General features: G+C 58.8%; 24 protein-coding genes. 7 read left to right on the top strand and 17 right to left on the bottom strand.

The window, feature by feature from the left end; genetic code table 11:
- Positions 1-19: 19 nt before the first annotated feature.
- Both nagZ and WG29040_RS06035 read right to left on the bottom strand, forming a co-directional pair.
- The gene (nagZ, locus tag WG29040_RS06040) at positions 20-1,018 is read right to left on the bottom strand and encodes a beta-N-acetylhexosaminidase (RefSeq protein ID WP_177412936.1); all 999 of its coding nucleotides are present in this window, start codon (positions 1,016-1,018) and stop codon (positions 20-22) included.
- 160 nt (positions 1,019-1,178) lie between these two features.
- A complete protein-coding gene (locus tag WG29040_RS06035; protein WP_003446626.1) occupies positions 1,179-1,886 on the bottom strand; it encodes a TetR/AcrR family transcriptional regulator in 708 nt (235 codons plus the stop codon).
- A gap of 254 nt (positions 1,887-2,140) precedes the next feature.
- Here WG29040_RS06035 and lexA point away from each other — a divergent pair, with 254 nt between their 5' ends.
- Together lexA and sulA are read left to right on the top strand one after the other, a co-directional pair.
- The gene (gene lexA / locus WG29040_RS06030) at positions 2,141-2,749 is read left to right on the top strand and encodes a transcriptional repressor LexA (RefSeq protein WP_003446624.1); all 609 of its coding nucleotides are present in this window, start codon (positions 2,141-2,143) and stop codon (positions 2,747-2,749) included.
- A gap of 10 nt (positions 2,750-2,759) precedes the next feature.
- Positions 2,760-3,233, top strand: coding sequence for an SOS-induced cell division inhibitor SulA (sulA, locus tag WG29040_RS06025; protein ID WP_003446622.1), 474 nt, complete (start codon positions 2,760-2,762; stop codon positions 3,231-3,233).
- A gap of 75 nt (positions 3,234-3,308) precedes the next feature.
- Here sulA and WG29040_RS06020 read toward each other — a convergent pair whose 3' ends face one another.
- From WG29040_RS06020 to WG29040_RS05985, 7 genes are all read right to left on the bottom strand, one after another.
- Positions 3,309-3,542 carry a hypothetical protein gene (locus tag WG29040_RS06020; RefSeq protein WP_003446620.1) on the bottom strand — a complete coding sequence of 78 codons (234 nt, stop codon included), beginning with the start codon at positions 3,540-3,542 and terminating at the stop codon, positions 3,309-3,311.
- Between the two features lie 118 nt (positions 3,543-3,660).
- Positions 3,661-4,182: a DUF6586 family protein gene (locus WG29040_RS06015; RefSeq protein ID WP_003446619.1), complete on the bottom strand. Its 522-nt coding sequence runs from the start codon at positions 4,180-4,182 to the stop codon at positions 3,661-3,663.
- Between the two features lie 186 nt (positions 4,183-4,368).
- Positions 4,369-6,996, bottom strand: coding sequence for a type I DNA topoisomerase (gene topA / locus WG29040_RS06010; protein ID WP_003446618.1), 2,628 nt, complete (start codon positions 6,994-6,996; stop codon positions 4,369-4,371).
- A 114-nt stretch (positions 6,997-7,110) separates the two neighbouring features.
- The gene (locus WG29040_RS06005) at positions 7,111-7,347 is read right to left on the bottom strand and encodes a DUF1653 domain-containing protein (protein ID WP_003446616.1); all 237 of its coding nucleotides are present in this window, start codon (positions 7,345-7,347) and stop codon (positions 7,111-7,113) included.
- An 86-nt stretch (positions 7,348-7,433) separates the two neighbouring features.
- Positions 7,434-8,609, bottom strand: coding sequence for an acetyl-CoA C-acyltransferase FadA (gene fadA / locus WG29040_RS06000; RefSeq protein WP_003446615.1), 1,176 nt, complete (start codon positions 8,607-8,609; stop codon positions 7,434-7,436).
- Positions 8,610-8,636: 27 nt separating this feature from the next.
- The gene (gene fadB, locus WG29040_RS05995) at positions 8,637-10,784 is read right to left on the bottom strand and encodes a fatty acid oxidation complex subunit alpha FadB (RefSeq protein WP_127195845.1); all 2,148 of its coding nucleotides are present in this window, start codon (positions 10,782-10,784) and stop codon (positions 8,637-8,639) included.
- Between the two features lie 341 nt (positions 10,785-11,125).
- Positions 11,126-11,563: a hypothetical protein gene (locus WG29040_RS05985; RefSeq protein ID WP_003446613.1), complete on the bottom strand. Its 438-nt coding sequence runs from the start codon at positions 11,561-11,563 to the stop codon at positions 11,126-11,128.
- Positions 11,564-11,669: 106 nt separating this feature from the next.
- Between WG29040_RS05985 and WG29040_RS05980 the strand changes: the two genes are divergently transcribed.
- Positions 11,670-12,122 carry a universal stress protein gene (locus tag WG29040_RS05980; protein ID WP_003446612.1) on the top strand — a complete coding sequence of 151 codons (453 nt, stop codon included), beginning with the start codon at positions 11,670-11,672 and terminating at the stop codon, positions 12,120-12,122.
- Between the two features lie 74 nt (positions 12,123-12,196).
- Here WG29040_RS05980 and WG29040_RS05975 read toward each other — a convergent pair whose 3' ends face one another.
- Positions 12,197-14,113 (bottom strand): ATP-binding cassette domain-containing protein, encoded by a 1,917-nt coding sequence (locus tag WG29040_RS05975; protein WP_003446611.1) that lies wholly within the window; start codon positions 14,111-14,113, stop codon positions 12,197-12,199.
- A 214-nt stretch (positions 14,114-14,327) separates the two neighbouring features.
- Here WG29040_RS05975 and WG29040_RS05970 point away from each other — a divergent pair, with 214 nt between their 5' ends.
- Positions 14,328-16,256, top strand: a complete 1,929-nt coding sequence (locus WG29040_RS05970) for a transglycosylase SLT domain-containing protein (RefSeq protein WP_003446610.1) — start codon at positions 14,328-14,330, stop codon at positions 16,254-16,256.
- Between the two features lie 82 nt (positions 16,257-16,338).
- On the opposite strand, the gene WG29040_RS05965 is transcribed toward WG29040_RS05970, so the two are convergent.
- From WG29040_RS05965 to yegS, 3 genes are all read right to left on the bottom strand, one after another.
- A complete protein-coding gene (locus WG29040_RS05965; RefSeq protein WP_127195844.1) occupies positions 16,339-17,145 on the bottom strand; it encodes an MOSC domain-containing protein in 807 nt (268 codons plus the stop codon).
- A 64-nt stretch (positions 17,146-17,209) separates the two neighbouring features.
- Positions 17,210-18,145 (bottom strand): chemotaxis protein CheV, encoded by a 936-nt coding sequence (locus tag WG29040_RS05960; protein ID WP_127195843.1) that lies wholly within the window; start codon positions 18,143-18,145, stop codon positions 17,210-17,212.
- A gap of 82 nt (positions 18,146-18,227) precedes the next feature.
- Complete coding sequence (yegS, locus tag WG29040_RS05955; protein ID WP_003446607.1) at positions 18,228-19,157, bottom strand: lipid kinase YegS; 930 nt, start codon at positions 19,155-19,157, stop codon at positions 18,228-18,230.
- A 180-nt stretch (positions 19,158-19,337) separates the two neighbouring features.
- Between yegS and WG29040_RS05950 the strand changes: the two genes are divergently transcribed.
- Positions 19,338-20,786, top strand: a complete 1,449-nt coding sequence (locus WG29040_RS05950) for a mannose-1-phosphate guanylyltransferase/mannose-6-phosphate isomerase (protein WP_127195842.1) — start codon at positions 19,338-19,340, stop codon at positions 20,784-20,786.
- A 91-nt stretch (positions 20,787-20,877) separates the two neighbouring features.
- Here WG29040_RS05950 and glp read toward each other — a convergent pair whose 3' ends face one another.
- Complete coding sequence (glp, locus tag WG29040_RS05945) at positions 20,878-22,104, bottom strand: gephyrin-like molybdotransferase Glp (protein ID WP_127195841.1); 1,227 nt, start codon at positions 22,102-22,104, stop codon at positions 20,878-20,880.
- Positions 22,088-22,627, bottom strand: coding sequence for a molybdenum cofactor biosynthesis protein B (gene moaB / locus WG29040_RS05940; protein ID WP_003446604.1), 540 nt, complete (start codon positions 22,625-22,627; stop codon positions 22,088-22,090). Before moaB ends, glp begins: the two co-directional genes overlap by 17 nt.
- Positions 22,628-22,706: 79 nt before the next feature.
- Between moaB and mobA the strand changes: the two genes are divergently transcribed.
- Positions 22,707-23,276, top strand: a complete 570-nt coding sequence (gene mobA, locus WG29040_RS05935; RefSeq protein ID WP_003446603.1) for a molybdenum cofactor guanylyltransferase MobA — start codon at positions 22,707-22,709, stop codon at positions 23,274-23,276.
- 106 nt (positions 23,277-23,382) lie between these two features.
- Complete coding sequence (locus WG29040_RS05930; protein WP_003446602.1) at positions 23,383-23,604, top strand: YgdI/YgdR family lipoprotein; 222 nt, start codon at positions 23,383-23,385, stop codon at positions 23,602-23,604.
- Between the two features lie 68 nt (positions 23,605-23,672).
- Here WG29040_RS05930 and WG29040_RS05925 read toward each other — a convergent pair whose 3' ends face one another.
- On the bottom strand, positions 23,673-24,563 hold the full coding sequence (locus tag WG29040_RS05925; RefSeq protein ID WP_127195840.1) for a pseudouridine synthase: 891 nt from the start codon (positions 24,561-24,563) through the stop codon (positions 23,673-23,675).
- A gap of 57 nt (positions 24,564-24,620) precedes the next feature.
- Entirely contained in the window at positions 24,621-24,857 is a 237-nt protein-coding gene (locus WG29040_RS05920) for a glutaredoxin family protein (protein ID WP_003446600.1), read from the bottom strand.
- Positions 24,858-25,076 lie beyond the last annotated feature (219 nt).

Genomic DNA, 25,076 nt, shown 5'->3' with positions numbered 1-25,076 from the left:
GTTTTATTGCATTGGCCCTTCAATCAATCAGCTGGGCATCTCTAAGCGCACCCATCGCCACCAGCCAGCGCGGGCTCTCGCGATAGTCGGTGCTGGCCCATGCCTGGCCACGCATGCGTGCAATCCGCGGTGAAGGGGTCACCTTCAGACGCTGCGCTGCACTGAGTGCCAGCTCGGCCGCTGCCCGGTCGTTGCACACCAGGCCCATGTCGCAACCGGCCGACAGCGCCGCTTCGATACGGCTGGCAGCATCGCCGACCACATGGGCGCCGGCCATCGACAGATCATCACTGAAGATCACGCCGTCAAACTCAAGCTCGCCGCGCAAAATATCCTGCAACCAGCGACGGGAAAATCCGGCTGGCTGGCTGTCCACTTGCGGATAGATCACATGGGCCGGCATGACTGCAGCCAGGTGCTTGCTCAACAGGGCAAATGGCACCAGGTCATGGCTGCGGATCTGCTCAAGACTGCGTTCGTCTACGGGAATCGCTACATGGGAATCGGCCTCGGCCCAGCCGTGACCGGGGAAATGCTTGCCGGTTGCAGCCATGCCCGCATCATTCATCCCGCGAATGAACGCCCCGGCCAACACTGCTGCACGCTGCGGGTCACCCTCGAATGAACGGCTACCGACCACAGCACTGCGCTGGTAATCCAGATCCAGTACCGGGGCGAAGCTCAGGTCCAGCCCGACAGCCAGCACTTCGGTGGCCATGATCCAGCCACACTGTTCGGCCAGGTACTCGGCATTGGGGTTATCGGCAATTGCGCGCATGGCCGGCAGACGCACGAAGCCCTGACGCAGACGCTGTACCCGCCCGCCTTCCTGGTCGACCGCCAGCAGCAAGTCAGGACGAATGGCGCGAATCGACGCACTGAGCTCACGCACCTGGCGCGGGTGCTCGATGTTACGGGCAAAAATGATCAACCCGCCCACTTCAGGCTGGCGCAACAATTGCCGATCTTCGGCCGTCAGCCAGGTACCGGCGACGTCCACCATCAAGGAGCCTTGCAGGGCAGAACTCATGGATAATCCTTTAAATAAAAAATAGCGGACACAGGGCTACGGGCCTCACCTGAATGAGACAGCAACGAGTCGGCAACAGGAAATGGATCAGGAACGAACATGGCAGCTAGCTTAGCGGAACTCAGCTGCCACGCCCACCCGCAGCAGGTCAAACCTTGACGCTGACCTGCGGGGTTTTGCTGCGGGGACGAAGCTGTGCGGCGGCCATTGCCGGATCAACCACGCCGCTTTCAGCACGCATGCCTGCGGCGAGGAAAGGCACCATCAGACGCATCACCTGTTCGATCGAGGTGTTTACCCCGAAGTCGGTTTCGGCAATGGCCCGCAATGCCTTGATTCCGGACATGCTGAAAGCCGCCGCGCCGAGCATGAAATGCACGCGCCAGAACAGTTCGATCGGGGGGATTTGCGGGGCGGCCTCGTTGACCAGCAACATGTAGCGGCGGAAAACCTTGCCATACATGTCTTCAAGGTAGCGCCGCAAATGCCCCTGGCTCTGACTGAATGCCAGCCCCAGCAAGCGCATGAAGATAGACAGGTCATTGCCGCTGCGGGGCTGGATTACCAGCGCCTGCTCCACCAGCATTTCCAGCAGTTCTTCAAGGGTGGGCCGATTCTCCGGCCTGGCCTGACGGCGCTCCAACTCTCGATCGAGGTTGGCGCAGAAAGGCCCCAGAAACCGCGAAAAAACTGCCTGGATCAGCGCTTTTTTTGAACCGAAATGGTAATTGACAGCCGCAAGATTAACCCCGGCCTTGCTGGTAATCAGCCGCAATGAGGTTTCGGCAAACCCTTTTTCCGCGAACAGCTGCTCGGCAGCATCAAGGATACGTTCAACGGTTTCCGACTGGGCCATGGCTACTCCGCCTGACAAACATTTAAACAGTTGTTTGAAACATACGTTTCAGCTTGTAAAAAGTCAAGGTGACGTATTCACATTGCGACCGGGCGGTTTCGCATTTAACCACAGCCTCGGCCCGCCGGGTCGCAGCTGATAAAGTGCGCAGCCTGACAGGCGACCGTCCGGCGGACTCCTGGAAATGGGTGATTGCCAATCAGCTATCACTGTATATAATCCCAGTCACTGTATAAAAAGACAGAGCGATCAACATGCTAAAACTGACGCCACGCCAAGCTGAGATCCTGGCCTTCATCAAGCGATGCCTGGATGACAACGGATACCCGCCCACCCGTGCCGAGATCGCACAGGAGCTGGGCTTCAAGTCGCCGAACGCCGCCGAAGAACACCTCAAGGCCCTTGCCCGCAAGGGTGCCATCGAGATGACTCCGGGAGCATCGCGGGGCATTCGCATCCCCGGTTTCGAAGCCAAGTCCGACGAATCCACCCTGCCCATCATCGGCCGGGTTGCTGCCGGCGCCCCGATCCTGGCGCAGGAGCACGTCGAAGAGTCATGCAATATCAACCCGACCTTCTTCCATCCGCGCGCTGACTATTTGCTGCGGGTACAAGGCATGAGCATGAAGGACGTCGGCATCTTTGATGGCGACCTGCTTGCCGTTCATACCTGTCGCGAAGCCCGTAACGGCCAGATTGTCGTGGCCCGCATCGACGACGAAGTGACGGTAAAGCGCTTCAAGCGTGAAGGTAACAAGGTCTGGCTAATCGCCGAGAACCCTGACTTCGCCCCGATTGAAGTCAACCTCAAGGACCAGGAACTGGTCATTGAAGGCTTGAGTGTCGGCGTCATTCGCCGCTAAAGGAGGCTTCATGCAGTTCCCACACACACCGCTGCCAGCACAACTCAATCTTTTCGAGGCGTTCATGGCAAAACCAATGACCCCCGCGATCAAAGACGTGCTCGATTCACCCTGGAGCGTCGAACCCGAAGCATTCAGTGAACTGTCGCTGCGCGGTGCTGCCGGAAACTGCCTGAACCTGCTTGCGCCCATGCTGCGCGAACTGAGCGAACAACCGGACGACCGCTGGCTGACACTGATAGCGCCACCCGCCAGCCTGACTCAAAGCTGGCTACGGGATGCCGGCCTCAACCGTGAACGTATTTTGCTGCTGCAGCCCAACGGCAATAAAAGCACGCTGCAACTCACCTGCGAAGCTCTGCGCCTGGGCCGAAGCCACACGGTTGTCAGCTGGATCAATCCACTGAATGCCGCAGCCCGCCAACAGCTGATTGGTGCAGCACGCACCGGTCACGGGCAAAGTTTGAATATTCGTCTGGGCTAAACAGCGGACGTTGTCACAGGGCTTTTGCTGAATACAAAAGCCGGTCCGTGACACGCCTGGGGCATGGATCGCGTCTTAATGAAGAATACGCGGTCCGTCATCCTTTTCGAGTTCGCCTTCGGCCAGTCGGCCCGCCATCTGCACACCTACGCTAAGCATGGCCTTGGCCACCTCTACGTGCTGACCCTGAAGAAAAGCCTTGGCATCTTCAGAGAAGTTCAGCGTCACCAAAGACCCCTCGTCTTCAGCCCGACGCAACTCGATACGGCCGTCTGGCAATTCGACAATTTCAAGAAAGGACGTTGGCATAAAAGTTTGTTCTCCACGAAAGCGCGGGATTATATCAGTCATCCACTGGGAATTTGCCAGGAACTGTGCTGGTTTCATTACAGACTGATGAATGACTGTACAGTTTTGCCTTCGACCATCAGCACTCATTGAGCCCGTCGCGAAAGCGGACAGCCAGGGATTTCAAGTTCTGGCGCCACTCTTCCAGGGTTTCCCGGCCTAACTCCCCGGGTGTCTCGTCCTCCAGATTGACCGCTACGATCAAGGGCTGGAAGACATCTGCCTTGACCTTTTTCGGAGCCTGCAACGGCTGGTACAACGCCCCATGGGCGGCGATCAATTGGGCCAGCCAGGTTTGCGGCGCACGCGCCAGCTCGACCATTTCTGCCAGTTCGGGGATGGCTATTGCCTCCAGCACCTCCTGAGTGAGCAACAGTTCAACCCTGGGCGCGCCGGCCTGAGGCAGACGGTAGAAACCCGCGATTTCATGGCACAGCCCGAGCAATGCACCATACAAATGGAACACCGCTGATTCGCGTTCGGCCTGTACCAGCGCCTGAGCATTCATGGCCCGACCTTCGCCGGCCTTGTTCATGGCATCCAGGGCCAGACCGGCGAAGTAAATTTTCTGATTGGTGCGGGTATAGAGTTCATGAGCCATGCGGGCGCGCTCCACAGCGAGTTGGATAAGTGCAGACTGAGCAGTCTCAGGGATCAGGGGCTACGGGAGCAAGCGCCAATCCTGCGCTTTTGTTGCAGTTGCCACAGGCCCGCACAGGACAATCACAAAAAAACCGCGCAAGGCATGCAGCCCTTGCGCGGTTTTTTGTTAAGCCGTCACGCTAAATCAAGCGTCTTTCTCTTTACGCTTGTCTTCAACCTTCCAGCTTTTGCCGTCGTAGAAGGCACGCCAGCCTGTCGGCTTGCCTTCAACTTCAGTCTGCACGTACTGCTCCTTGGTTTTGCGGCTGTAGCGAATCACCGCTGGACGACCATCCGGGTCCTTCTTCGGCGCTTCACACAGGAAGTGGTACTTGGGATCGATCTCGTCCTTGTGCGGCACGATTTCAATCACCAGCGGCGCACGGGTCTCGCGGTTTTTCGGGAACTGGCTGGCCGCCAGGAACAACCCCGAAGCACCATCACGCAAAATATACGTGTCGTTGACCTTCTCGCACTTGAGCTCCGGCATTTTTACCGGGTCCATTTTCGGCGGCGCAGCTTCACCACTTTTCAGCAGTTTGCGGGTGTTTTTGCATTCGGCGTTGGTGCAACCGAAGAACTTGCCGAAACGACCGGTCTTGAGCTGCATCTCGCTGCCGCACTTGTCGCACTCCAGGCTTGGCCCTTCGTAGCCCTTGATGCGGTAGCTGCCTTCTTCGATTTCGTAGCCGGTGCAATCCGGGTTGTTACCGCAGATGTGCAGCTTGTGCTTCTCATCCAGCAGGTACGCATCCATCGCGGTGCTGCAAATCGGGCAGCGGTGCTTGCCCAACAGCACCAACGATTCGGACTCACCCTCGTCGTCGGCAGCAATTTCGTCGCCAGGTACCAGGTTGACCGTGGCCTTGCAGCGCTCTTTAGGCGGCAAGCTGTAGCCCGAGCAACCCAGGAATACACCGGTCGACGCGGTACGAATCTGCATCGGACGCCCGCACTCTTTGCACGGGATGTCGGTCATTACCGGCTGGTTGGCACGCATCCCGCCTTCCGGCGCGGCCGCTACTTCAAGTTTCTTTTTGAAGTCGCCATAGAACTCGTCCAGCACGTTTTTCCAGTCGCGCTCACCGTGCGCCACATCATCGAGATTTTCTTCCATCCCGGCGGTAAAGCCGTAGTCCATCAGGTCAGAGAAGCTCTCGGACAAACGCTCGGTAACGATGTCGCCCATTTTTTCGGAGTAGAAGCGGCGGTTATGCAGCGCCACGTAACCACGATCCTGGATGGTGCCGATGATCGCGGCGTAGGTCGAAGGACGACCAATACCGCGTTTTTCCATCTCTTTTACCAGGCTGGCTTCGGAGTAACGCGCAGGCGGCTTGGTAAAGTGCTGGCTCGGATCGAGTTCGATCAGTTTCAGCACGTCGCCCTGGGCCATGTCCGGCAATACATCGTCGTCGCCAGGCTTGGCAATTTGCGGCATGACCCGGGTGTAGCCGTCGAACTTCAGGATGCGGCCCTTGGCACGCAGCTCAAAGTCACCAGCAGCGACGCTGACGGTGGTCGACAGGTATTTGGCCGGCAGCATCTGGCAAGCAACAAACTGGCGCCAGATAAGCTCGTAGAGCCGCTCAGCATCACGTTCCATGCCCGACAGCTTGCTTGGATCGGTGTTTACGTCAGAAGGACGAATGGCTTCGTGAGCCTCCTGCGCGCCTTCCTTGCTGCTATATACGTTGGGGGCCGGCGGCAGGTAGGCAGCACCGAACTCACCCTCGATGTAAGTGCGCGCCATTTCCACGGCATCAGCCGAAAGGTTGGTGGAGTCGGTACGCATATACGTGATGTAGCCGGCTTCATACAGACGCTGGGCCATCATCATGGTTTTCTTCACCCCGAAGCCCAGGCGGTTACTCGCGGCCTGTTGCAGGGTGGAAGTAATGAATGGCGCAGAAGGCTTGCTGCTGGTCGGCTTGTCTTCACGCTTGGAGATGGTGTAGCTGGAGGCTTTTAGCTTCTCCAGCGCCGCCATGGCCTGAGTTTCGTTCAGCGGCTTGAAGGCTTCGCCTTTTTCACGGGCAACGTCGAAGCGCACTTTCGCGCCCTTGGCAGTGCCCAGATCGGCGTGGATTTCCCAGTATTCTTCAGGGTTGAAGGCTCGGATCTCACGCTCACGCTCAACCACCAGCTTCACGGCAACCGACTGCACCCGACCGGCCGACAGGCCACGGGCGATTTTCGCCCACAGCAGCGGCGAAACCATGTAACCCACCACGCGGTCGAGGAAACGACGCGCCTGCTGGGCGTTGACACGGTTGATGTCCAGCTCGCCCGGCCTGGAGAAGGCTTCCTGAATCGCCTTCTTGGTGATTTCGTTGAACACCACGCGCTTGTAGCGGCTGTCATCACCACCGATGGCTTCGCGCAGGTGCCAGGCAATGGCTTCCCCCTCGCGATCCAAGTCGGTTGCGAGATAGATGGTGTCAGCATCCTTGGCGAGCCGGCGCAGCTCTTCGATGACCTTTTCCTTGCCCGGGAGGATCTCGTACTTGGCTTTCCAGCCATGTTCCGGATCGACACCCATGCGCGAGATCAGCTGCTTTTGAGCCTTCTCTTTTGGCGACAGGGCCGGCACTTCACCAGCCGCCGCCTTGCCGCGCTTGGCAGCAGGTTCTTTGCTGGCGCTAGCCGAACCGCTGGTGGGCAGGTCTCGGATATGGCCGATACTCGACTTCACCACGTACTCGTTACCCAAGTACTTGTTGATGGTCTTGGCCTTAGCCGGGGATTCCACAATGACCAGCGATTTGCCCATGGATCAGAAAATTCCTGAATTCTAGAAGTGAAAGGCGGTTCGCGCCTGACGCGGCACCGCTATATATAGTGGCTACAAGGTGAGGTCAAGCACAGGGTTCTGCGCGACCTCGCCTCATGGCTTGGGAAAAATACTCGGTTCAGCCTTTACCAGAGCGAATCGGGGGACTGTTTTGCCCTCATATTCGACCGTTTCAATAAACATTTTCAGCGGACGCACCCAATAGCCGAATTCTCCATGCAAGGCCTGGTAAAACACGACCTCCTCTTCGGTCTCGGAGTGGCGCGCCACATTGAACACCCGATATTGCGGGCCTTTATAGTGTTGGTAGAGCCCAAGTTGTACCGACATGTTGCGCTCCCTAAAAGAAAAAAATTCAAAACATCCAAAAAACAAAAACCGGGGCACATGGCCCCGGCTTCCATCAACGCAACGCTTTAGACGCGTTCGAAGACAGTGGCAATGCCCTGGCCAAGACCAATGCACATGGTGGACAACCCGAAAGTGCCGCCATTTTGCTTCATTACATTGAGCAAAGTGCCGGAGATGCGAGCACCCGAACATCCAAATGGATGGCCCAGGGCGATGGCACCGCCGTGCAGGTTAACCTTCTCATTCATCTTGTCGAGCACTTTCAAATCTTTCAGCACCGGCAGGGCCTGTGCAGCGAAAGCTTCGTTGAGCTCGATGAAGTCGATATCGGCCATATTCAAGCCTGCGCGCTTCAATGCTTTTTGCGTGGCCGGTACAGGACCATAGCCCATGATCGCCGGATCCACACCGGCAACAGCCATCGAGCGGATCACTGCCAGCGGCTCAAGACCCAGGTCTTTCGCACGCTGGGCCGACATTACGATCATGCACGAGGCACCATCGGTAATCTGCGACGAAGTGCCCGCAGTCACTGTCCCGCCCTTGGGGTTGAAGGCCGGCTTCAACGCAGCCAGGCTTTCCATGCTCGTATCCGGACGAATGGTCTCGTCGTAGTCGAACATTTTCAGGAAGCCATTTTCGTCATATCCCTGCATCGGGATGATTTCGTCTTTGAACTTGCCTTCAATGGTCGCCTTGTGGGCCAACTGGTGAGAACGCACGGCAAAGGCATCCTGCTGCTCGCGGGTGATGCCATGCATCTTGCCCAGCATTTCAGCGGTCAGACCCATCATGCCCGAGGCTTTCGCCGCGTACAGCGACATGTGCGGGTTAGGATCAACGCCGTGCATCATGCTCACGTGACCCATATGCTCGACGCCACCGACCACGAAAACGTCACCGTTACCGGTCATGATCGCCTGGGCAGCAGTGTGCAGGGCGCTCATGGACGAACCGCACAGCCGGCTCACGGTTTGCGCGGCCGAAGTATGTGGGATCTGGGTCATCAGCGACGCCATGCGTGCGATGTTCCAGCCCTGCTCCAGGGTCTGGTTTACGCAGCCCCAGATCACGTCTTCCACTTCGTTCGGGTCAACCTTGTTGTTGCGCTCCAGCACTTTGCTGATCAGGTGCGCAGACATGTCTTCAGCACGGGTGTTGCGGTGCATGCCACCCTTGGAGCGGCCCATCGGGGTGCGACCGAAGTCAACAATCACCACGTCTCTAGGATTCAAACTCATAATTTCACTCTCACTCTAATGGGGCGCTTAACCGAAGAAGCTCTGACCGTTTTTGGCCATCTCGCGCAGCTTCGCAGTCGGGTGGTACAGCGCGCCCAGTTCAGCGTACTGATCAGCCAGGGCCACGAACTGTGCAACACCGATCGAGTCGATGTAGCGCAATGCGCCGCCACGGAACAGCGGGAAGCCAATGCCGTAAACCAGACCCATATCGGCCTCGGCCGCAGTTTCAACGATGCCGTCTTCCAGGCAGCGTACGGTTTCCAGACACAGCGGGATCATCATCCAGTTGATGATGTCTTCGTCAGTCACGTCGCGCTGCTCGTAGACAATCGGCTTGAGCACTTCAAGTACGCTGGAATCAACGACTTTCTTCTGCTTGCCGCGCTTGTCTTCTTCGTAGGCGTAGAAGCCCTTGCCGTTCTTCTGGCCCAGGCGCTTGGCTTCGTACAGAGCGTCAATCGCCGAGCGGCGATCGTCTTTCATGCGATCAGGGAAGCCTTCAGCCATCACGTCACGACCGTGGTGACCGGTGTCGATGCCGACCACGTCCATCAGGTACGCCGGGCCCATCGGCCAGCCGAATTTTTCCATCACTTTGTCGATGCGCACAAAGTCGACACCGGCGCTGACCAGCCTGGCGAAACCGCCGAAGTACGGGAACAGCACACGGTTGACCAGGAAGCCCGGGCAGTCGTTGACCACGATCGGGTTTTTACCCATTTTCTTGGCGTAGGCAACGGTGGTTGCTACAGCCAGGTCGCTGGATTTCTCGCCACGAATGACTTCAACCAGCGGCATCATGTGCACCGGGTTGAAGAAGTGCATGCCGACAAAATTCTCCGGACGCTTGAGGGCCTTGGCCAGCAAACTGATGGAGATAGTCGAAGTGTTGGACGCCAGAATCGCGTCTTCGCGGACGTGGTTTTCCACTTCAGCCAGTACGGCCTGCTTGACCTTCGGGTTCTCGACTACAGCTTCGACCACCAGGTCGACGTTGCCGAAATCACCGTAAGACAGGGTCGGACGAATACCGTTGAGCACTTCGGCCATTTTCGCCGGGGTCATGCGACCTTTATCAACGCGACCTACCAGCAGCTTGGCGGCTTCTGCCAGACCTTGCTCGATGCCGTGTTCGTTGATGTCTTTCATCAGGATCGGCGTGCCTTTGGAAGCCGACTGATAGGCAATACCGCCGCCCATGATGCCAGCGCCGAGTACGGCTGCCTGCTTCACGTCTTTGGCGATCTTGTCGTAGGCCTTGGCCTTTTTCTTCAATTCCTGGTCGTTGAGGAATAACCCGATCAGGCATTGCGAAGCCGATGTTTTTGCAAGTTTGGCGAAACCTGCGGCTTCAACTTCCAGCGCCTTGTCACGACCGAAGTTCGCGGCTTTCTGGATAGTCTTGATCGCTTCAACCGGGGCCGGGTAGTTTGGTCCGGCCTGGCCGGCGACGAAACCTTTGGCGGTTTCGAAAGCCATCATTTGTTCAATTGCGTTCAGCTTGAGTTTTTCAAGCTTTGGCTGGCGCTTGGCCTTGTAGTCCAGCTCGCCACTGATGGCGCGCTTGATCACGTCCAGCGCAGCTGCACCTAGTTTGTCCAGGGTGACAACAGCATCAACGGCGCCGACTTTCAGGGCGTCTTCAGCGCGGTTTTCTTTACCTGAGGCAATCCATTCAACAGCGTTATCAACGCCGATCAGACGCGGCAAACGTACGGTGCCGCCGAAGCCCGGGTAGATGCCCAGTTTTACTTCAGGCAAGCCAATCTTGGCGCTGTCGGCCATGACGCGGAAGTCCGCTGCCAGGCACATTTCCAGACCGCCACCCAACGCGATGCCATTGATGGCCGCAACGGTAGGTACATTGAGGTCTTCGAAAGCACTGAAGATTTTGTTGGCTTCGAGGTTACCCGCGATCAGCTCAGCATCCGGCAACTTGAAATTTTCGACGAATTCGGTGATGTCTGCGCCGACGATAAACACGTCTTTGCCGCTGGAAACGATAACACCCTTGACCGAAGCATCTGCCTTGATCGCATCCACTGCCTGACGCAATTCGTTCAGGGTTAGACGGTTGAACTTGTTGACGGACTCACCCTTGAGATCGAACTTGAGTTCGACGATGCCACTTTCAAGAGCCGTAACCGTGATGGCTTTACCTTCGTAAATCATCAACTGATCTCCACGATATGGAAGCTGAACAGTACACGTCGGACGCTAGCGTCTGGCTGTCACTGACCTTTGCGTCAATGTTGATGCCAGGCCGCCAGGCACACCCGCCAACGCGATAGTCGGGGTTCTGTGAGCGCCGTCGAGGAAGACAAACGCTCAATTCATACGCCCGTTTGATTTGGGTGTCGACACCTTCAGGGAAAAGCCCGCGATTGTCAATTGTCCAAAACAACGATGACAAAACCACCCTGCAGGAGCGGGCTTGCCCCGCCATTGCATCACCGCGATGTTTCAAGCAAAACGCGGTGCCTGCATCGCGAGGCAAGCTCGCTCCACAAGCGCTACGCCAGCGCCCGGAGCACTTGATCAATGGCCTTCAAGACCGCAGGATCGCCCCGTTCGCCCCATACCAGCACGATCATTTGCGCATCGGCCTCAACTTTGTAGACGTTGGCCGGCAACTTTTCAAACTGCGCCAGCAAGCGCTCATCCACACATTCTTCCTGCCAGCGATTGAGCCATTTCCCCGGAGCCGATTGCCAATAGCACCATACATCAGGCTTAGTACTGCGGCGCGGGCGATGGTATTGCGCACAGGAACTCGGCGGCTCCGGCTCAAGCCAGTGCGGCCACTCCTGGGGCGCCAGTTGCATGGCCAGCCCCATGCGCCGCGCCTCCATGCGCAGATCCATCCGGCCACTCTGATTACGTGAAGGCCGCAACCATGCCAGGGGGCTAAGAACCAGCGCCAGGATTGACACCACTATCCATACCGTCATATCTGTACTCTCATTACCTGACTAAACGAGTTGACCCTGACTTGAACCAAGGCTCTACAAAAAGGGCCATACTCATAACAATTCACCATTTACAGGAGCGCCGCACATGTCCACGCCAAAGCCCTACACCCACATTCTAGTCGCCGTCGATCTGACCGAAGAATGCGATCCGGTGATCTATCGCGCCAGCGCCAGCGCCGAGGCCAACGGTGCCAAACTGTCGCTGATCCACATCGTCGAGCCTATGGCCATGGCCTTTGGCGGCGATGTTCCGATGGACCTGTCGCAACTGCAACAACAACAGTTTGATCAGGCCAAGGAACGCCTTGAACGCCTGATCGATATCTACCCGCAACTGTCCAAAGACAACTGCAAACTCGCCTATGGCCAGCCGCGCCAGGAAATCCATGGCTTCGCGAAAGCCGAAAACTGCGACCTGATCGTGGTCGGCAGCCATGGCCGTCACGGCCTGGCACTGCTGCTGGGTTCCACTGCCAACGATGTGCTGCATGGTGCTCCGTGCGATGTGCTGGCGGTCAGCCTGAAAAAACCTGATTAAGCCTCCCGCAACAGTAAAAAAGCCCGGCCCCCTTGTTCAAAGGGCCGGGCTTTTTCAGTTCAGCAGGCGCTCAATCAGGCATCCAGCTCGGCCCAACGCTCAACCAGCTGCTCAAGCTCGGCTTGCAACTTCTCAAGCCGGGCGATGACTTCAGCCGTTTTGGCGGCTGGCAGCTGATAGAAGCCCGCATCAGCCATTTCGGCTTCAACGGCGGCAATTGCCTGCTCTTTCGCATCGATATCGCCTGGCAAGGCTTCCAGCTCGCGCTGCAGCTTGTAGCTCAGCTTCTTTTTCGCTGCCGGTGCAGGTGCAGCGGCGGCCGGAGCCGGTGCTGCAGTGACCACTGCCGAAGTCAGGTCGGCCTTACCGGATTTGCTCTCGGTAACACCCAACAGGCGCGGCGAGCCGCCCTGACGCAACCAGTCCTGATAACCACCGACGTATTCACGGACCTTGCCTTCGCCCTGGAATACCAGGGTGCTGGTCACCACGTTGTCGAGGAATGCCCGGTCGTGACTGACCATCAGCACGGTGCCCTTGAAGGTCAGCAAGACCTCTTCAAGCAGCTCCAGGGTCTCAACGTCCAGGTCGTTGGTCGGCTCATCGAGCACCAGCAGGTTGGCTGGCTTGCTGAACAGCTTGGCCAGCAACAGACGGGCACGTTCACCACCTGACAGCGCCTTGACCGGCGTGCGGGCACGCTGAGGGCTGAACAGGAAGTCACCCAAGTAGCTGAGCACGTGGCGGCTCTGACCGTCGATATCGATAAAGTCGCGGCCTTCGGCCACGTTATCGATCACGGTTTTTTCCAGATCCAGCTGATGGCGCAACTGGTCGAAGTAAGCCACGTCGATGCGCGTACCCTCTTCAACCGTGCCTTCGGTAGGCACCAGGCCGCCCAGCATCAACTTCAGCAGGGTAGTTTTACCGGTACCGTTAGCGCCCAGCAGACCGATACGGTCGCCACGCTGCAGCACCATGGAGAAGTCCTTGAGCAGGAACGGACCACCCGGGTGAGCAAAGCTGACGTTTTCCAGCACCATCACTTGCTTGCCGGACTTGTCGGCAGTATCAAGCTGGATATTGGCCTTGCCGGTGCGTTCGCGACGCTCACTGCGCTCAACGCGCAGCTCTTTAAGGGCGCGAACACGGCCTTCGTTACGGGTGCGGCGCGCCTTGATGCCCTGGCGGATCCACACTTCTTCCTGGGCCAGACGCTTGTCGAACAGGGCGTTAGCCGTTTCTTCAGCTGCCAGGGTGGCTTCTTTGTGCACCAGGAAGCTGGCGTAGTCGCCGTTCCAGTCGATCAGGCCGCCACGGTCCAGTTCCAGAATCCGGGTGGCCAGATTCTGCAGGAAGGAACGGTCGTGGGTGATAAACAGAACCGCGCCCTGGAAGCCCATCAAGGCCTCTTCGAGCCAGGCAATAGCGCCGATGTCCAGGTGGTTGGTCGGTTCGTCGAGCAGCAGCAGATCCGGTTCGGAAACCAGAGCCTGTGCCAGCAGGACGCGACGACGCCAGCCGCCGGACAATTCGGCGAGGGTTTTGTCAGCCGGCAACTGCAGACGGCTCAGGGTGCTGTCTACCAATTGCTGCAAGCGCCAGCCGTCGCGGGCTTCGAGGTCTTGCTGGACGTGCATCAGCTTGTCCAGGTCAGCATCGGTAACGATGTTCTGGCTCAGGTGGTGGTACTGCGCGAGCAGTTCACCAACACCGTCCAGACCTTCGGCAACCACGTCGAACACGGTCCGTTCGTCGGCCGCAGGCAACTCTTGCGGCAATTCGCCAATCTTGAGGCCGGGCGCGCGCCAAACAGAGCCGTCATCGGGTTTTTGATCACCTTTTACCAGCTTCATCATGCTGGACTTTCCGGTGCCGTTGCGGCCGATGATGCACACCCGCTCTCCACGGGCGATCTGCCAGGACACCTTGTCCAACAACGGCATAGAGCCGAAAGCAAGGGACACATCGCTGAATTTGAGCAGGGTCATGAGCTTCTCCAAAAACTGGGCGCGCATTCTACCTGATTTGAGCCCCCAGGCGGCCGGGTATTTCTTGTACGGCCCCGTCTACCCTTCATTTAGTGCCAAGTAGCACCGGTTGGCCGGCAAGGCTTTCACGGGGCGCTGGCAAAAGGCTAAGCTACGGCACAATCAGCGCGGGTCGCCCTGCGCTTGTCGCGTTTTTCATTTGTACGGAAGCCACATGCGCAGTCGTCTTTTCAACTTTTTATCCTGCCTGCTTCTCACTACCTGCGCCGTGCAAACCGCCCACGCTGCAGATCTCACTCAACAACGTCAGCTCTACGATGATGCCAAGCGCGCCCTGGCCAAGGGTGATTCCGGCCCTTACTTTCAAAATGCCGCCGCGCTGCGCAGTTATCCCCTGACCCCGTATCTGGCCTACGACGAGCTGACCGCACGTCTGAAGTCGGCCAGCAACCCTGAAATCGAGCAGTTCCTGGCCCAACACGGCGACCTCCCCCAGGCCAACTGGATGAAGTTGCGCTGGCTGCGCTGGCTGGCAGAGCGCGGCGACTGGGCGACTTTTGAAAAGTATTACGACCCCAAGCTCAATTTCACCGAACTCGATTGCCTCAACGGCCAGTATCAGCTCAAGCACAACCTCAAGGCCGAAGGCTATGCCAACGCCGAAAAACTGTGGATGGTCGGCAAGGCACAGCCTGCCGCCTGCGACGCGCTGTTCAGCCAGTGGGCCGCCGAAGGCCAGTTGACCGAGCAAAAACGCTGGAAGCGGGTCAAGCTGGCAGCTGAAGCGCGCAACTACGGGCTTGCCACCTCCCTGGCCAACGGCCTCAACACGCTGGGCCCACAAGCCAGGCTGATGATTGATGTGGCCCAGAAGCCCGACATGCTCAGCCAGCCGTCGCGCTTCGCCCCCGCCAGCGAAGCCATGTCTGATGCCGTTGGCCTTGGCCTGCGCCGTCTGGCACGCCAGGACCCGGAAAAAGCCGCATCCCTGCTCGACAGCTACGCCAGCAGCATGCATTTCTCGCGGGACGAAAAAGTCGCCATAGCCCGGGAAATCGGCCTGACGTTCGCCCGTCGCTACGACAGTCGCGGCCTGGACATCATGACCAAGTACGACCCGGAACTGCGGGACAACACGGTCACCGAATGGCGTCTGCGCCTGCTGTTACGCCTGGCACGCTGGCAAGACGCCTACCAGTTGACCACCAAACTGCCCCAGGACCTGGCAACCACCAGCCGCTGGCGTTACTGGCAAGCCCGCAGCCTTGAACTGGCCGAGCCTAAAAACCCGCAAGCGCTGGCGCTGTTCAAAAAAGTCGCCGGTGAGCGGGATTTTTACGGCTTTCTGGCCGCCGACCGGGCCCAGACCCCGTATCAGCTCAATAACAAGCCGCTGATGCTCAGCCCGCAGCTGATCAATAAAGTACGCAACACGCCCGGCGTGCAGCGCGCACTGGAATTTCATGAGCGCGGACAAATCGTCGATGGCCGACGCGAGTGGTATTACGTCAGCCGCTTGTTCAGCCGCGATGAAATGGTCGCCCAGGCCAAACTGGCCTACGACCTGAAGTGGTACTTCCCCGCCATTCGTACCATGGCGCAAGCGCAGTATTGGGATGACCTGGATGTTCGCTTCCCGATGGCACACCGCGACACGCTGGTACGAGAAGCCAAAGTTCGTGGGCTGCATTCGAGCTGGGTATTTGCCATTACCCGTCAGGAAAGTGCCTTTATGGATGACGCCCGTTCGGGTGTGGGCGCCAGCGGTCTGATGCAGTTGATGCCGGCCACCGCCAAAGAAACCGCACGCAAATTCAGCATTCCGCTGGCCTCGCCACAGCAAGTACTCAACCCGGACAAGAACATCCAGCTGGGTGCTGCCTACCTGAGTCAGGTCCATGGCCAGTTCAACGGCAACCGGGTGCTGGCTTCCGCGGCCTACAACGCCGGCCCCGGCCGCGTTCGCCAATGGCTCAAGGGTGCAAACCACCTGGGCTTTGATGTCTGGATCGAAAGCATCCCGTTCGACGAAACACGCCAGTATGTGCAGAACGTACTGTCTTATTCGGTGATCTACGGCCAAAAGCTCAACGTACCGCAGCCGCTGGTGGACTGGCACGAACGTTATTTTGACGACCAGTAAACACACCGATTTGCTGTAGGAGCGAGCTTGCTCGCGAGCTTTTAACAGCTCGCGAGCAAGCTCGCTCCTACAGAGTAAGGGTTTACTCCAGAATGGTTACCGGCATGCCGACTTCGAGCACACCGTTACCGTCATTCACCAGGTTCTGACCGAACATAGTCCCTTCTGCCTGCTTGCGATAAGTCATTAAGGTGGCCAGCGGCTCGCGCTGTTCATCACGCACACCGGTGTGCGGATCAACCGTCGTGAGGATGCAACGCGAGCAGGACTTGACCACACGAAACTCGGTATCACCAATGCGGATGCGCTTCCAGCCGTCTTCGGCAAAGGCTTCGCTGCCCTCAATCACCAGGTTTGGCCGAAAACGCAGCATGTCCAGTTCGCGACCGACCCTGGCGCCAAGATCATCCAGCGACGCCTGACCTATCAGCAACAGCGGGTAGCCATCGGCAAACGCCACTTTGTCATCATCACGGCCATAGCCCGCTTCAGTGGTGCGCGCACGCTCCAGCGGAACATGCACCAGCCGTACCGGCTTTTCGACAAAGCGGCTTAGCCAGTCAGCGGCAGCGTCGCCCGCATCCGGCACCCGCAAAGTGTCACGCCAGATGGTGACCCCCCGCAGATTCGACTCGGCATCCGGCACCTTCACCTCCAGCGGGTCAAAACCCCGGGCACTCAGGGTCAAACCGCCGGCGGCGTTCCACAGTGCCGAGAGCTGGCTCATTACAGGGTCGGCACGCTGGGTCAGGAACCTGCCGCTCGCTTCATCGACCAGCATCCAGCGTCGATCACCAACCAGGCCCAGCCGGTCCAGACGGGCCTGGGGCAGGCTTTCGCCCTTGGCGGATTTCAGCGGAAAACGATAAAGCGCGCTTAGACGCAACATTGGCCTGCCTCGAGAGAGTTAAAAAGCCAAAGTATACGAGCAAAAATCAGTTTTTCCCCCGAAGTTACGCCGGCACTTGCTCCAGCATCAAGCGTTGACGCACCACATCCACCAGCTTGTCCGGCTGGAACTTGGAGAGAAAGTTGTCGCAGCCGACCTTCTTCACCATCGACTCGTTGAAGCTCCCCGACAACGAGGTGTGCAACACCACGTACAGGCTGCGCAAACGCGGGTCGTTACGAATTTCGGTGGTCAGGCGATAACCGTCCATTTCCGGCATTTCGGCATCGGTAAAGATCATCAGCAACTTGTCCGTCATGACCTGGCCTGTGTCCGCCCATCCCTTGAGCATGTTCAAGGCCTTGAGGCCATCGCTGGCAACATGCATTTTGAGCCCCAACTGCGACAGCGTTTCACGCAATTGCGCCACCGCCACACTGGAGTCATCCACCAGCAGCACTTCACGGCCACGGGCCTGCTCCAGCAGCGGATCTGCCAGTTTTTCGCGCGAGACCCGGGCGTTGTACGGGACGATCTCGGCCAACACTTTTTCCACGTCGATAATCTCCACCAGCTGTTCATCGACTTTGCTGATCGCGGTCAGGTAATGCTGGCGCCCGGCACTGCCCGGCGGCGGCAGAATGGCCTCCCAGTTCATATTGACGATACGGTCCACGCTGCCCACCAGGAACGCCTGAACTGAACGGTTGTACTCGGTGACGATGATCGTGCTGTCGGGCCCCGGCACCACCGGGCGCATGCCGATCGCCCGGGACAGATCGATCACCGGCAGGGTTTTGCCGCGCAGGTTGACCACACCGCACACATGAGGATGACGGTGCGGCATGAGGGTCAATTTGGGCAGTTGGAGGACTTCTTGCACCTTGAACACGTTGATCGCGAACAGTTGCCGGCCCGCCAGGCGAAACATGAGAAGTTCCAGCCGGTTTTCTCCCACTAACTGAGTCCGCTGGTCTACCGTGTCGAGAATGCCGGCCATGAATAACTCCTGGGCGTAAGGGCTTGATGCCCGGGGTTATCGGCCGGCCTGGCTGATTCTTTATGACTGGCAGTTGCTGCTGTCATCCCTCCTGCAGTTGCGCGGGATCAATTGGGGTCGACGTGCTGAGCAGTGGAGAGTTTTCTGGCAAATGCACCTTCAACGCGCCCTTGCGTACTTCAAAGCGCATGGCATCACCCTCCAGCGGCTCGCCATCCAGATTCATTGAAAGCCCCTCGGCCGCCTTGATTTCAACCCAGGGCACACGCGCCCGGACAAACAGGTTATCCAGGCTCCAGCCGCCGGCCATCAACTCTTTCAAGGTGCTGACCACTTCCTGGGGTGCAGGCAGAATGCTGATATCCAGCAAACCGTCATCGACCAGAGCCTGTGGGCACAGCTCCTGCCCGCCACCGGCCTGGCGACCGTTGCCGATCCCCAGCGCCAGCAAATTACCCTGCCAGTGAAAGTCCGGCCCTTGCAGCTCGGCATACGCGGCGTGCAGTTCGGTGAAACGCGTCAGCCCGGTAAACAGATAGGCCGCCCCGCCCAGCACCTTTTTCAGGTCTTCCGAGGTATTGGCCGTAACCTGGCTGCCAAAGCCGCCCGTGGCCATGTTCAAGAATATCTGGCCACCCACCTCCCCCAGATCGATGGCTTGGGCGGGGACGTCCAGCAAGGCCAGGGCTTCATCGGGTTGCAGCGGGATACCGGCAGCCCGGGCAAAGTCATTGGCAGTGCCCAACGGCAACAGCACCAGACCGGCCTCGGTATCGGCCAATGCCAGGGCCTCGCAAATATCGCGCAAGGTGCCATCGCCACCGCCCGCGATGATCTGGTCATAGCCCGCCTCCAGAGCCTCGTGCACAAGCCGCTGGGCATCCCCGGCCTCCCATGTCAGGCGTACTGTCAGCTCCCAGCCCATGGCGCGCCGTTGCTCCACCGCAGCCCGCACGTCTTCGTTGAGCGCTTGCTTACCGTGCAAAATCAAAAATGCCTTACCTGCACTCATCTCTATCTCCCTCGACAAAAGCGGTCTGATTTTTTGGACAGCAGCCGAACCGAAAAGACCCATGCTGCCACGACTTATTTGCCCGATACCGCACTATTGTCGTCAACCAGTCGATCAATCGCGCAGAACCGGTCAAACTCCACCGCCCAAAGCAGCCCATTGACGCCAGAGGCCTTCTGAATGAGCACACTCATTCCCTGCATCATCGCCGGAGGCGCTGGCACCCGGCTTTGGCCAGTGTCCCGTGAGTCCATGCCCAAACCCTTTATGCGCCTGCCCGACGGCGAGAGCCTGCTGCAAAAGACCTTCCATCGGGCAACTGGCCTGGCAGACGTCAACCGCTTGCTGACGGTGACCAGTCGCGAGGTGTTTTTCCGCACCCTTGATGACTATCGCCCACTGAACGATGGCGCCGTGGCTCTGGATTTCATTCTTGAGCCCGTGGGACGCAATACCGCCCCGGCCATTGCTGCTGCCGCATTACACGTAGCTCGACGCTACGGCGAGGACGCGCAACTGCTGGTGTTGCCGGCCGACCACCTGATCACCGATCTGGCCGCCTTTGCCGACGCCGTCGACAGCGCACGGCGATTGGCCGACCAGGGCTGGCTGGTGACTTTCGGCATCCGCCCGAGCAAGGCAGAAACCGGCTTTGGCTATATAGAAAAAGGCCCGGCGCTGAACGGTGACGGGTTCCAGGTGGCGCAATTTGTTGAGAAGCCCGATGCCATCACGGCCCGGCAATTTCTGGACGCCGGCCAGCACCTGTGGAATAGCGGCATGTTCTGCATGCGGGTCGACAGCCTGCTGCGTGAACTCCAGGAGTACGCGCCACAGGTGCTGACGGCAGTGAGCCACTGCCTTGAACACAGTCAGGCGTTTGAGGGGCAACAGGATCTGCACCTTGAGCTGGACAGTCGCACCTTCGCCCTGGCACCCGATATTTCCATCGACTACGCGCTGATGGAACGTTCAACAAAAGTGGCGGTGGTTCCCTGTCAATTGGGCTGGAGCGATATCGGCTCATGGCAGGCGGTGCGTGAGCTGAGCCCGGCGGATGCCAACGGCAACCAGTGCAATGGTGAAAGCGTTCTGCACGATGTGCACAACTGCTATATCAACTCGCCCACACGTCTGGTCGGCGGGGTCGGGCTCAACGACCTGATCATCATTGATACCCCTGACGCCTTGCTGGTCGCTGATGCCAAGCGTAGCCAGGATGTTAGATACATCGCCCAGGCGCTCAAGCTTCAGGGCCACGATGCCTATCGCCTGCACCGCACCGTCACCCGCCCCTGGGGCACCTATACGGTGCTCGAAGAAGGACCGGGGCTGAAAATCAAACGTATCGTGGTCAAACCGCAAGGTGCGCTGTCCCTGCAAATGCATCGGCTACGCAGCGAACACTGGATTGTGGTGAGCGGCATCGCTCAGGTCACCAATGGCGACCGCCAGTTTGAGCTCAACAGTAACGAATCGACCTTTATCAAACCTGGCAGAGCCCACCGCCTGGTCAACCCCGGGGCGGTTGATCTGGTGATGATTGAGGTGCAGAGCGGTGAGTACGTGGGGGAAGACGACATAGTGCGCCTGAGCGACATTTATGGCCGGGTGCCTGTGGCACGGTAAGCGTTTTGCAGGAGCGAGCTTCTGAAGAATACCGAACTCACTACTCAATATGAGCTCGATAAAAAGCTCGCGCCTGCAGGTCTTCGGGGATTTAACCCAACACTTCGCTTAACGGGATGAAGCCTGCCAGGTCACCTTCAACCAGGGTTCGCCCTTCAAGCACTTCCACCAGCCCTTCGGCCCAGGCTGCACTGCGCAAAACACCCGAACTCTGGTTTTTGTAGATCACCGCCCGCCCCTGCTCCAGCCGGCCACGCAGGTACTCACGGCGATTACCCGCCTTGGGCCAGACGAACCCGGCCGGCACCTGGAACTTTAACGGCTCGACGGCCTGTACGCTCTGGCGGCGCAGGATGTAAGGCCGCGCCAGCAGTGCAAAGGTCACCAGGGTCGATGCCGGATTGCCCGGCAGGCCAATCACCGGTACACCCCGAAAATGCCCGCAGGTCAGAGGCTTCCCCGGCTTGATTGCCAGCTTCCACAACGCCAGTTCACCTTCTTCGCGCAGCGCAATACCCAGGAAGTCAGCCTCGCCGACGGATACGCCTCCGGTGGACAGAATCAGGTCCACCGCCCCCAGCTCTGCCAGGCGCTGACGGGTTGCCGGCAAGTCGTCGGGCAAGATCCCGGCATCGACCACTTCACACCCCAGGCGCGTCAGCCAGCTGCACAGCAATACGCGATTGCTGTTGTAGATTTGCCCCGGGCCCAATGCCTGGCCCGGCTCGATCAGTTCATCGCCGGTGGACAACACCGCAACCCTGACCCGCCTGATCACATCCAGCGCGGCACACCCCAAAGACGCCGCCAGCCCCTGCTCGATCGGGCCCAAACGGGTGCCCGCGGCAAGCACGGTCTCCCCGACAGTGGTTTCCTGCCCTTGGGGGCGAATATTCTGACCCGCGTGCAAAGCTTCAGTGAACACTACCCGGCCATCAGCCTGGACCTGAGCGTTTTCCTGCATTTCGACGCAATCGGCACCTGCGGGCACGGGTGCACCGGTGAAGATCCGCGCACAGGTACCCGCCGCCAAAGGTTCGGGGGCCTGACCGGCAAAAATTCGCTGGCTGACCGGCAGCGGCATGCCGGACCAGTCGGCCAGGTTCAGCGCGTAACCGTCCATGGCACTGTTGGGCCATGGCGGCAGATCCAGGGTGGAGATCAGATCCCGGGCCAGCACCCGGCCTTCGCAGGCCGCTAGCGCGAGCGATTCAGTATCGCGAATTGGAGCTGCTTCGGCCAACGCCAGCAATCGCGCCAGGGCGATTTCGACGGGCATCAGCTCGCCGGTGCGACCCGGCTTATCCACGGGTTTCACAGGCCGGCGCCTGCTTTAAATGGGCCACGAAGTTACATGGGCGGTGACGCGAGTCCAGTTGCTCGGCCAGAATCCCGTCCCAACCGGTGCGCACTGCGTTGGTCGAGCCCGGCAGGCAGCACACCAGCGTGCCATTGGCCAGGCCGGCCAGGGCCCGGGACTGCACGGTCGAGGTGCCGATATCGGCCACCGAGATCTGCCGGAACAACTCGCCGAAACCATCGACCTGCTTGTCCAGCAAACAGCTCACCGCTTCTGGCGTGCTGTCACGGGCAGTAAAACCGGTGCCCCCGGTAATCAGCACCACTTGCACGCTGTCATCGGCAATCCAGGTCGCGACCTGGGCACGGATTTTATACAGGTCATCCTTAAGCAGCACCCGGGCCGCCAGTTGATGCCCGGCCTCGCTCAGGCGGTCGACAAAGACCTGGCCCGAGGTGTCGGTTTCGAGAGTACGGGTATCACTGACAGTCAGAACAGCGATGTTCAAAGGCACGAAAGGCACATCAACCTTGGCTTTCATAGACGAGGTCCAGTTGTAGGAGAAACAGCCCGGTGTTATATCACAGCGCTTCTTTTGCCTGGTTGCGCGGAGTCCATCCATGAGCGAGTTTCAATGCTCCATTCTGTTGCTGGCGGGGGGCCGTGGCCAGCGTATGGGCGGGCAGGACAAAGGCCTGGTCATGTGGCAGGGCCTGCCGCTGATCGCCCACGCCCAGCGCGTGGCGCGGCCGCTGACCGATGACCTGATCATTTCCTGCAACCGCAACCGCGAACTGTATGCAGACTATGCAGACGTGCTGGTCAGTGACGGCAATGAGGATTTTGCCGGGCCATTGGCGGGTATCCGCGCCGGGCTGGCTGTTGCCCGGCACTCGCACCTGCTGGTGTTGCCCTGTGACGCTCCCAGGGTCGACAGTGACTTGCTCTGCGCCCTGCTCAACGCCGCCCGCCAATATCCGGAGCAACCCTGTATGGTGCACCACGGCGAACACTGGGAGCCGCTGTTCTGTGTGATCCCGACGGCACTGGCTGAGGCTTTCGAGCAGGCATGGCTCGCGGGAGAGCGCAGCCCGCGTAAAATCATGCTCCAGCTCAATGCCCGTGCCTGGCAATGCGCAGAGAATGACCCCCGGCTTAGCAATTTCAACACCCCTGACCTACTGGATTGACCGGGCATGCTGCACTTGTGCCCCTAGCCAGGGAACTTGCGGACGTTGTATACGTCTCAGGGACAGATAGATCTATAACAGCACTTTAATTTGTTGGAGAACCACAATGACTCATCGGACTCTCGCCGCCCTCATGCTCGCTGCTGGCATGGCCGCCCTTGCCGGCTGCGCCTCGCCAACAGTGATCACGCTCAACGACGGTCGTGAAATCCAGGCAATCGACACGCCAAAGTACGATGAAGATTCAGGCTTCTACCAGTTCAAACAATTGGACGGTAAAGAAACCCGCATCAACAAAGACCAGATTCGTACCGTTAAAGAGTTGTAAGCCTCGCATCAAAACAAAACCCGCCTGGTGCGGGTTTTGTTGTTTCTGGGGCTGCCTGCGGGGGAGGTTTACCAGTCCAGATGAATCCGGCTTTCAAAGTAGCGCTCCTGCCCCGTCAACGGGTCAGCGAAACGCAGGCTGTGGGCCAGTAACTTCAACGGATTGGCATAGTCATCAAGTGCATCCTTGAGCACATCCGGATAGAACGGGTCATTGCATATCCCCGCCCCCAGCGCCGCCATATGCACCCGTAACTGATGCTTCTTGCCCGTCACCGGATACAGCGCATATCGCCACAAATCGGCGTTTTTCTCACACACCTCGACCCGGGTCTCGGTGTTGCTGGCACCCGGGCCTTCTTGCATGCGGAAAAACGGCTCGCCCGCCACCAACCGGCTTTTGTGCACCAGTGGCAACTCAAGGTCAGGCAGGGCTTTGGCAATCGCTTCGTAGCGTTTTTCGATCTTGCGCGTGGGAAATAACGATTGATAAGCAGACCGGCTTTCTGGATTGGCCGAGAACAGCACCAGGCCAGCCGTGTGCCGGTCGATGCGGTGCAGCGGGACCAGGTGCGGATTGCCCAGGGTACGAATCAAGCGTCGCAGCAAGGTTTGCTCAACGTATTCGCCCGCCGGCGTGACCGGCAGGAAATGCGGTTTGTCCGCCACCACCAAATGCTCGTCGGCATACAGGATGGTTTCCTGCACCGGGATCGGAGTCTCGTTGGGCACTTCGCGAAAGTAGTGAATGCGCAGGCCTTCCTTGTAGCGCAACTGCGCACTGATCGGCGCACCGTCAGCATCCAGCACCCGGCCGCGGGCGATGCGATCAAGCCATTGCTCGCGGCTGATGGCGCGAAAGTGCTCGCACAAACAATCGAGCACGGTCAGCCAGCTACCGGCAGGCAGGTACAAAGTGCTGGCTTGGTGCTCGGCGGCGTTGAAAGGCTGGGTCGACATAGATAACTCGGACGGTAAATGCAGCCGGTGATTATCGCGCACAGCAACCGCCCAGGGCTATTGGAGAAAATTCACCACTTGGGCCGTATCAAATGGCCAACTCAACTCTTCGCCCGTATCGACCCGACGCAGTACCGGAATGCGCAAGCCATAGGCCTCAAACAGCGCTTCACTTTCTGCGATATCCACCAGCTCCACCAGCAATCCATGTTCGACCAAAGGCATCAGTTCAGCCTCGGCCAGTTCACACAAGTGGCAGCCAAGGGTGCCGAACAGTTGACATTCGGGAGGCATAAATAATGACCTTGTTTGAATAAGCGTCCAGTTTAAGAGCCTTGCCCCAAGACGTCGAGGCGCTTGCTGGCGCGCTGGGTTTGCGGGCCGCCCCCCTCCGGGCAGAAGAATACAATCGCTCTATACCGCTGCTTGCGACTACCCTAGACCAGCAATGGCAAAGAACCTGGCCCCTTGCGGGGTTGGCAGCAAAGAATGATGTACATCAGCGCCGGCACT

This window comes from Pseudomonas sp. PAMC 29040, assembly GCF_003994535.1.
GTDB classification, from domain to species: Bacteria; Pseudomonadota; Gammaproteobacteria; order Pseudomonadales; family Pseudomonadaceae; genus Aquipseudomonas; species Aquipseudomonas paraversuta.
This window is presented reverse-complemented; position numbering and strand designations above follow the sequence as displayed.

What these genes read in the sequence shown, in the direction of transcription:
- WG29040_RS06035 (WP_003446626.1), bottom strand. Translation starts at nt 1,886, where the DNA reads ATGGCCCAGTCGGAAACCGTTGAACGTATCCTTGATGCTGCCGAGCAG.
- lexA (WP_003446624.1), top strand. Translation starts at nt 2,141, where the DNA reads ATGCTAAAACTGACGCCACGCCAAGCTGAGATCCTGGCCTTCATCAAG.
- sulA (WP_003446622.1), top strand. Translation starts at nt 2,760, where the DNA reads ATGCAGTTCCCACACACACCGCTGCCAGCACAACTCAATCTTTTCGAG.
- WG29040_RS06020 (WP_003446620.1), bottom strand. Translation starts at nt 3,542, where the DNA reads ATGCCAACGTCCTTTCTTGAAATTGTCGAATTGCCAGACGGCCGTATC.
- WG29040_RS06015 (WP_003446619.1), bottom strand. Translation starts at nt 4,182, where the DNA reads ATGGCTCATGAACTCTATACCCGCACCAATCAGAAAATTTACTTCGCC.
- topA (WP_003446618.1), bottom strand. Translation starts at nt 6,996, where the DNA reads ATGGGCAAATCGCTGGTCATTGTGGAATCCCCGGCTAAGGCCAAGACC.
- WG29040_RS06005 (WP_003446616.1), bottom strand. Translation starts at nt 7,347, where the DNA reads ATGTCGGTACAACTTGGGCTCTACCAACACTATAAAGGCCCGCAATAT.
- fadA (WP_003446615.1), bottom strand. Translation starts at nt 8,609, where the DNA reads ATGAGTTTGAATCCTAGAGACGTGGTGATTGTTGACTTCGGTCGCACC.
- fadB (WP_127195845.1), bottom strand. Translation starts at nt 10,784, where the DNA reads ATGATTTACGAAGGTAAAGCCATCACGGTTACGGCTCTTGAAAGTGGC.
- WG29040_RS05985 (WP_003446613.1), bottom strand. Translation starts at nt 11,563, where the DNA reads ATGACGGTATGGATAGTGGTGTCAATCCTGGCGCTGGTTCTTAGCCCC.
- WG29040_RS05980 (WP_003446612.1), top strand. Translation starts at nt 11,670, where the DNA reads ATGTCCACGCCAAAGCCCTACACCCACATTCTAGTCGCCGTCGATCTG.
- WG29040_RS05975 (WP_003446611.1), bottom strand. Translation starts at nt 14,113, where the DNA reads ATGACCCTGCTCAAATTCAGCGATGTGTCCCTTGCTTTCGGCTCTATG.
- WG29040_RS05970 (WP_003446610.1), top strand. Translation starts at nt 14,328, where the DNA reads ATGCGCAGTCGTCTTTTCAACTTTTTATCCTGCCTGCTTCTCACTACC.
- WG29040_RS05965 (WP_127195844.1), bottom strand. Translation starts at nt 17,145, where the DNA reads ATGTTGCGTCTAAGCGCGCTTTATCGTTTTCCGCTGAAATCCGCCAAG.
- WG29040_RS05960 (WP_127195843.1), bottom strand. Translation starts at nt 18,145, where the DNA reads ATGGCCGGCATTCTCGACACGGTAGACCAGCGGACTCAGTTAGTGGGA.
- yegS (WP_003446607.1), bottom strand. Translation starts at nt 19,157, where the DNA reads ATGAGTGCAGGTAAGGCATTTTTGATTTTGCACGGTAAGCAAGCGCTC.
- WG29040_RS05950 (WP_127195842.1), top strand. Translation starts at nt 19,338, where the DNA reads ATGAGCACACTCATTCCCTGCATCATCGCCGGAGGCGCTGGCACCCGG.
- moaB (WP_003446604.1), bottom strand. Translation starts at nt 22,627, where the DNA reads ATGAAAGCCAAGGTTGATGTGCCTTTCGTGCCTTTGAACATCGCTGTT.
- mobA (WP_003446603.1), top strand. Translation starts at nt 22,707, where the DNA reads ATGAGCGAGTTTCAATGCTCCATTCTGTTGCTGGCGGGGGGCCGTGGC.
- WG29040_RS05930 (WP_003446602.1), top strand. Translation starts at nt 23,383, where the DNA reads ATGACTCATCGGACTCTCGCCGCCCTCATGCTCGCTGCTGGCATGGCC.
- WG29040_RS05925 (WP_127195840.1), bottom strand. Translation starts at nt 24,563, where the DNA reads ATGTCGACCCAGCCTTTCAACGCCGCCGAGCACCAAGCCAGCACTTTG.
- WG29040_RS05920 (WP_003446600.1), bottom strand. Translation starts at nt 24,857, where the DNA reads ATGCCTCCCGAATGTCAACTGTTCGGCACCCTTGGCTGCCACTTGTGT.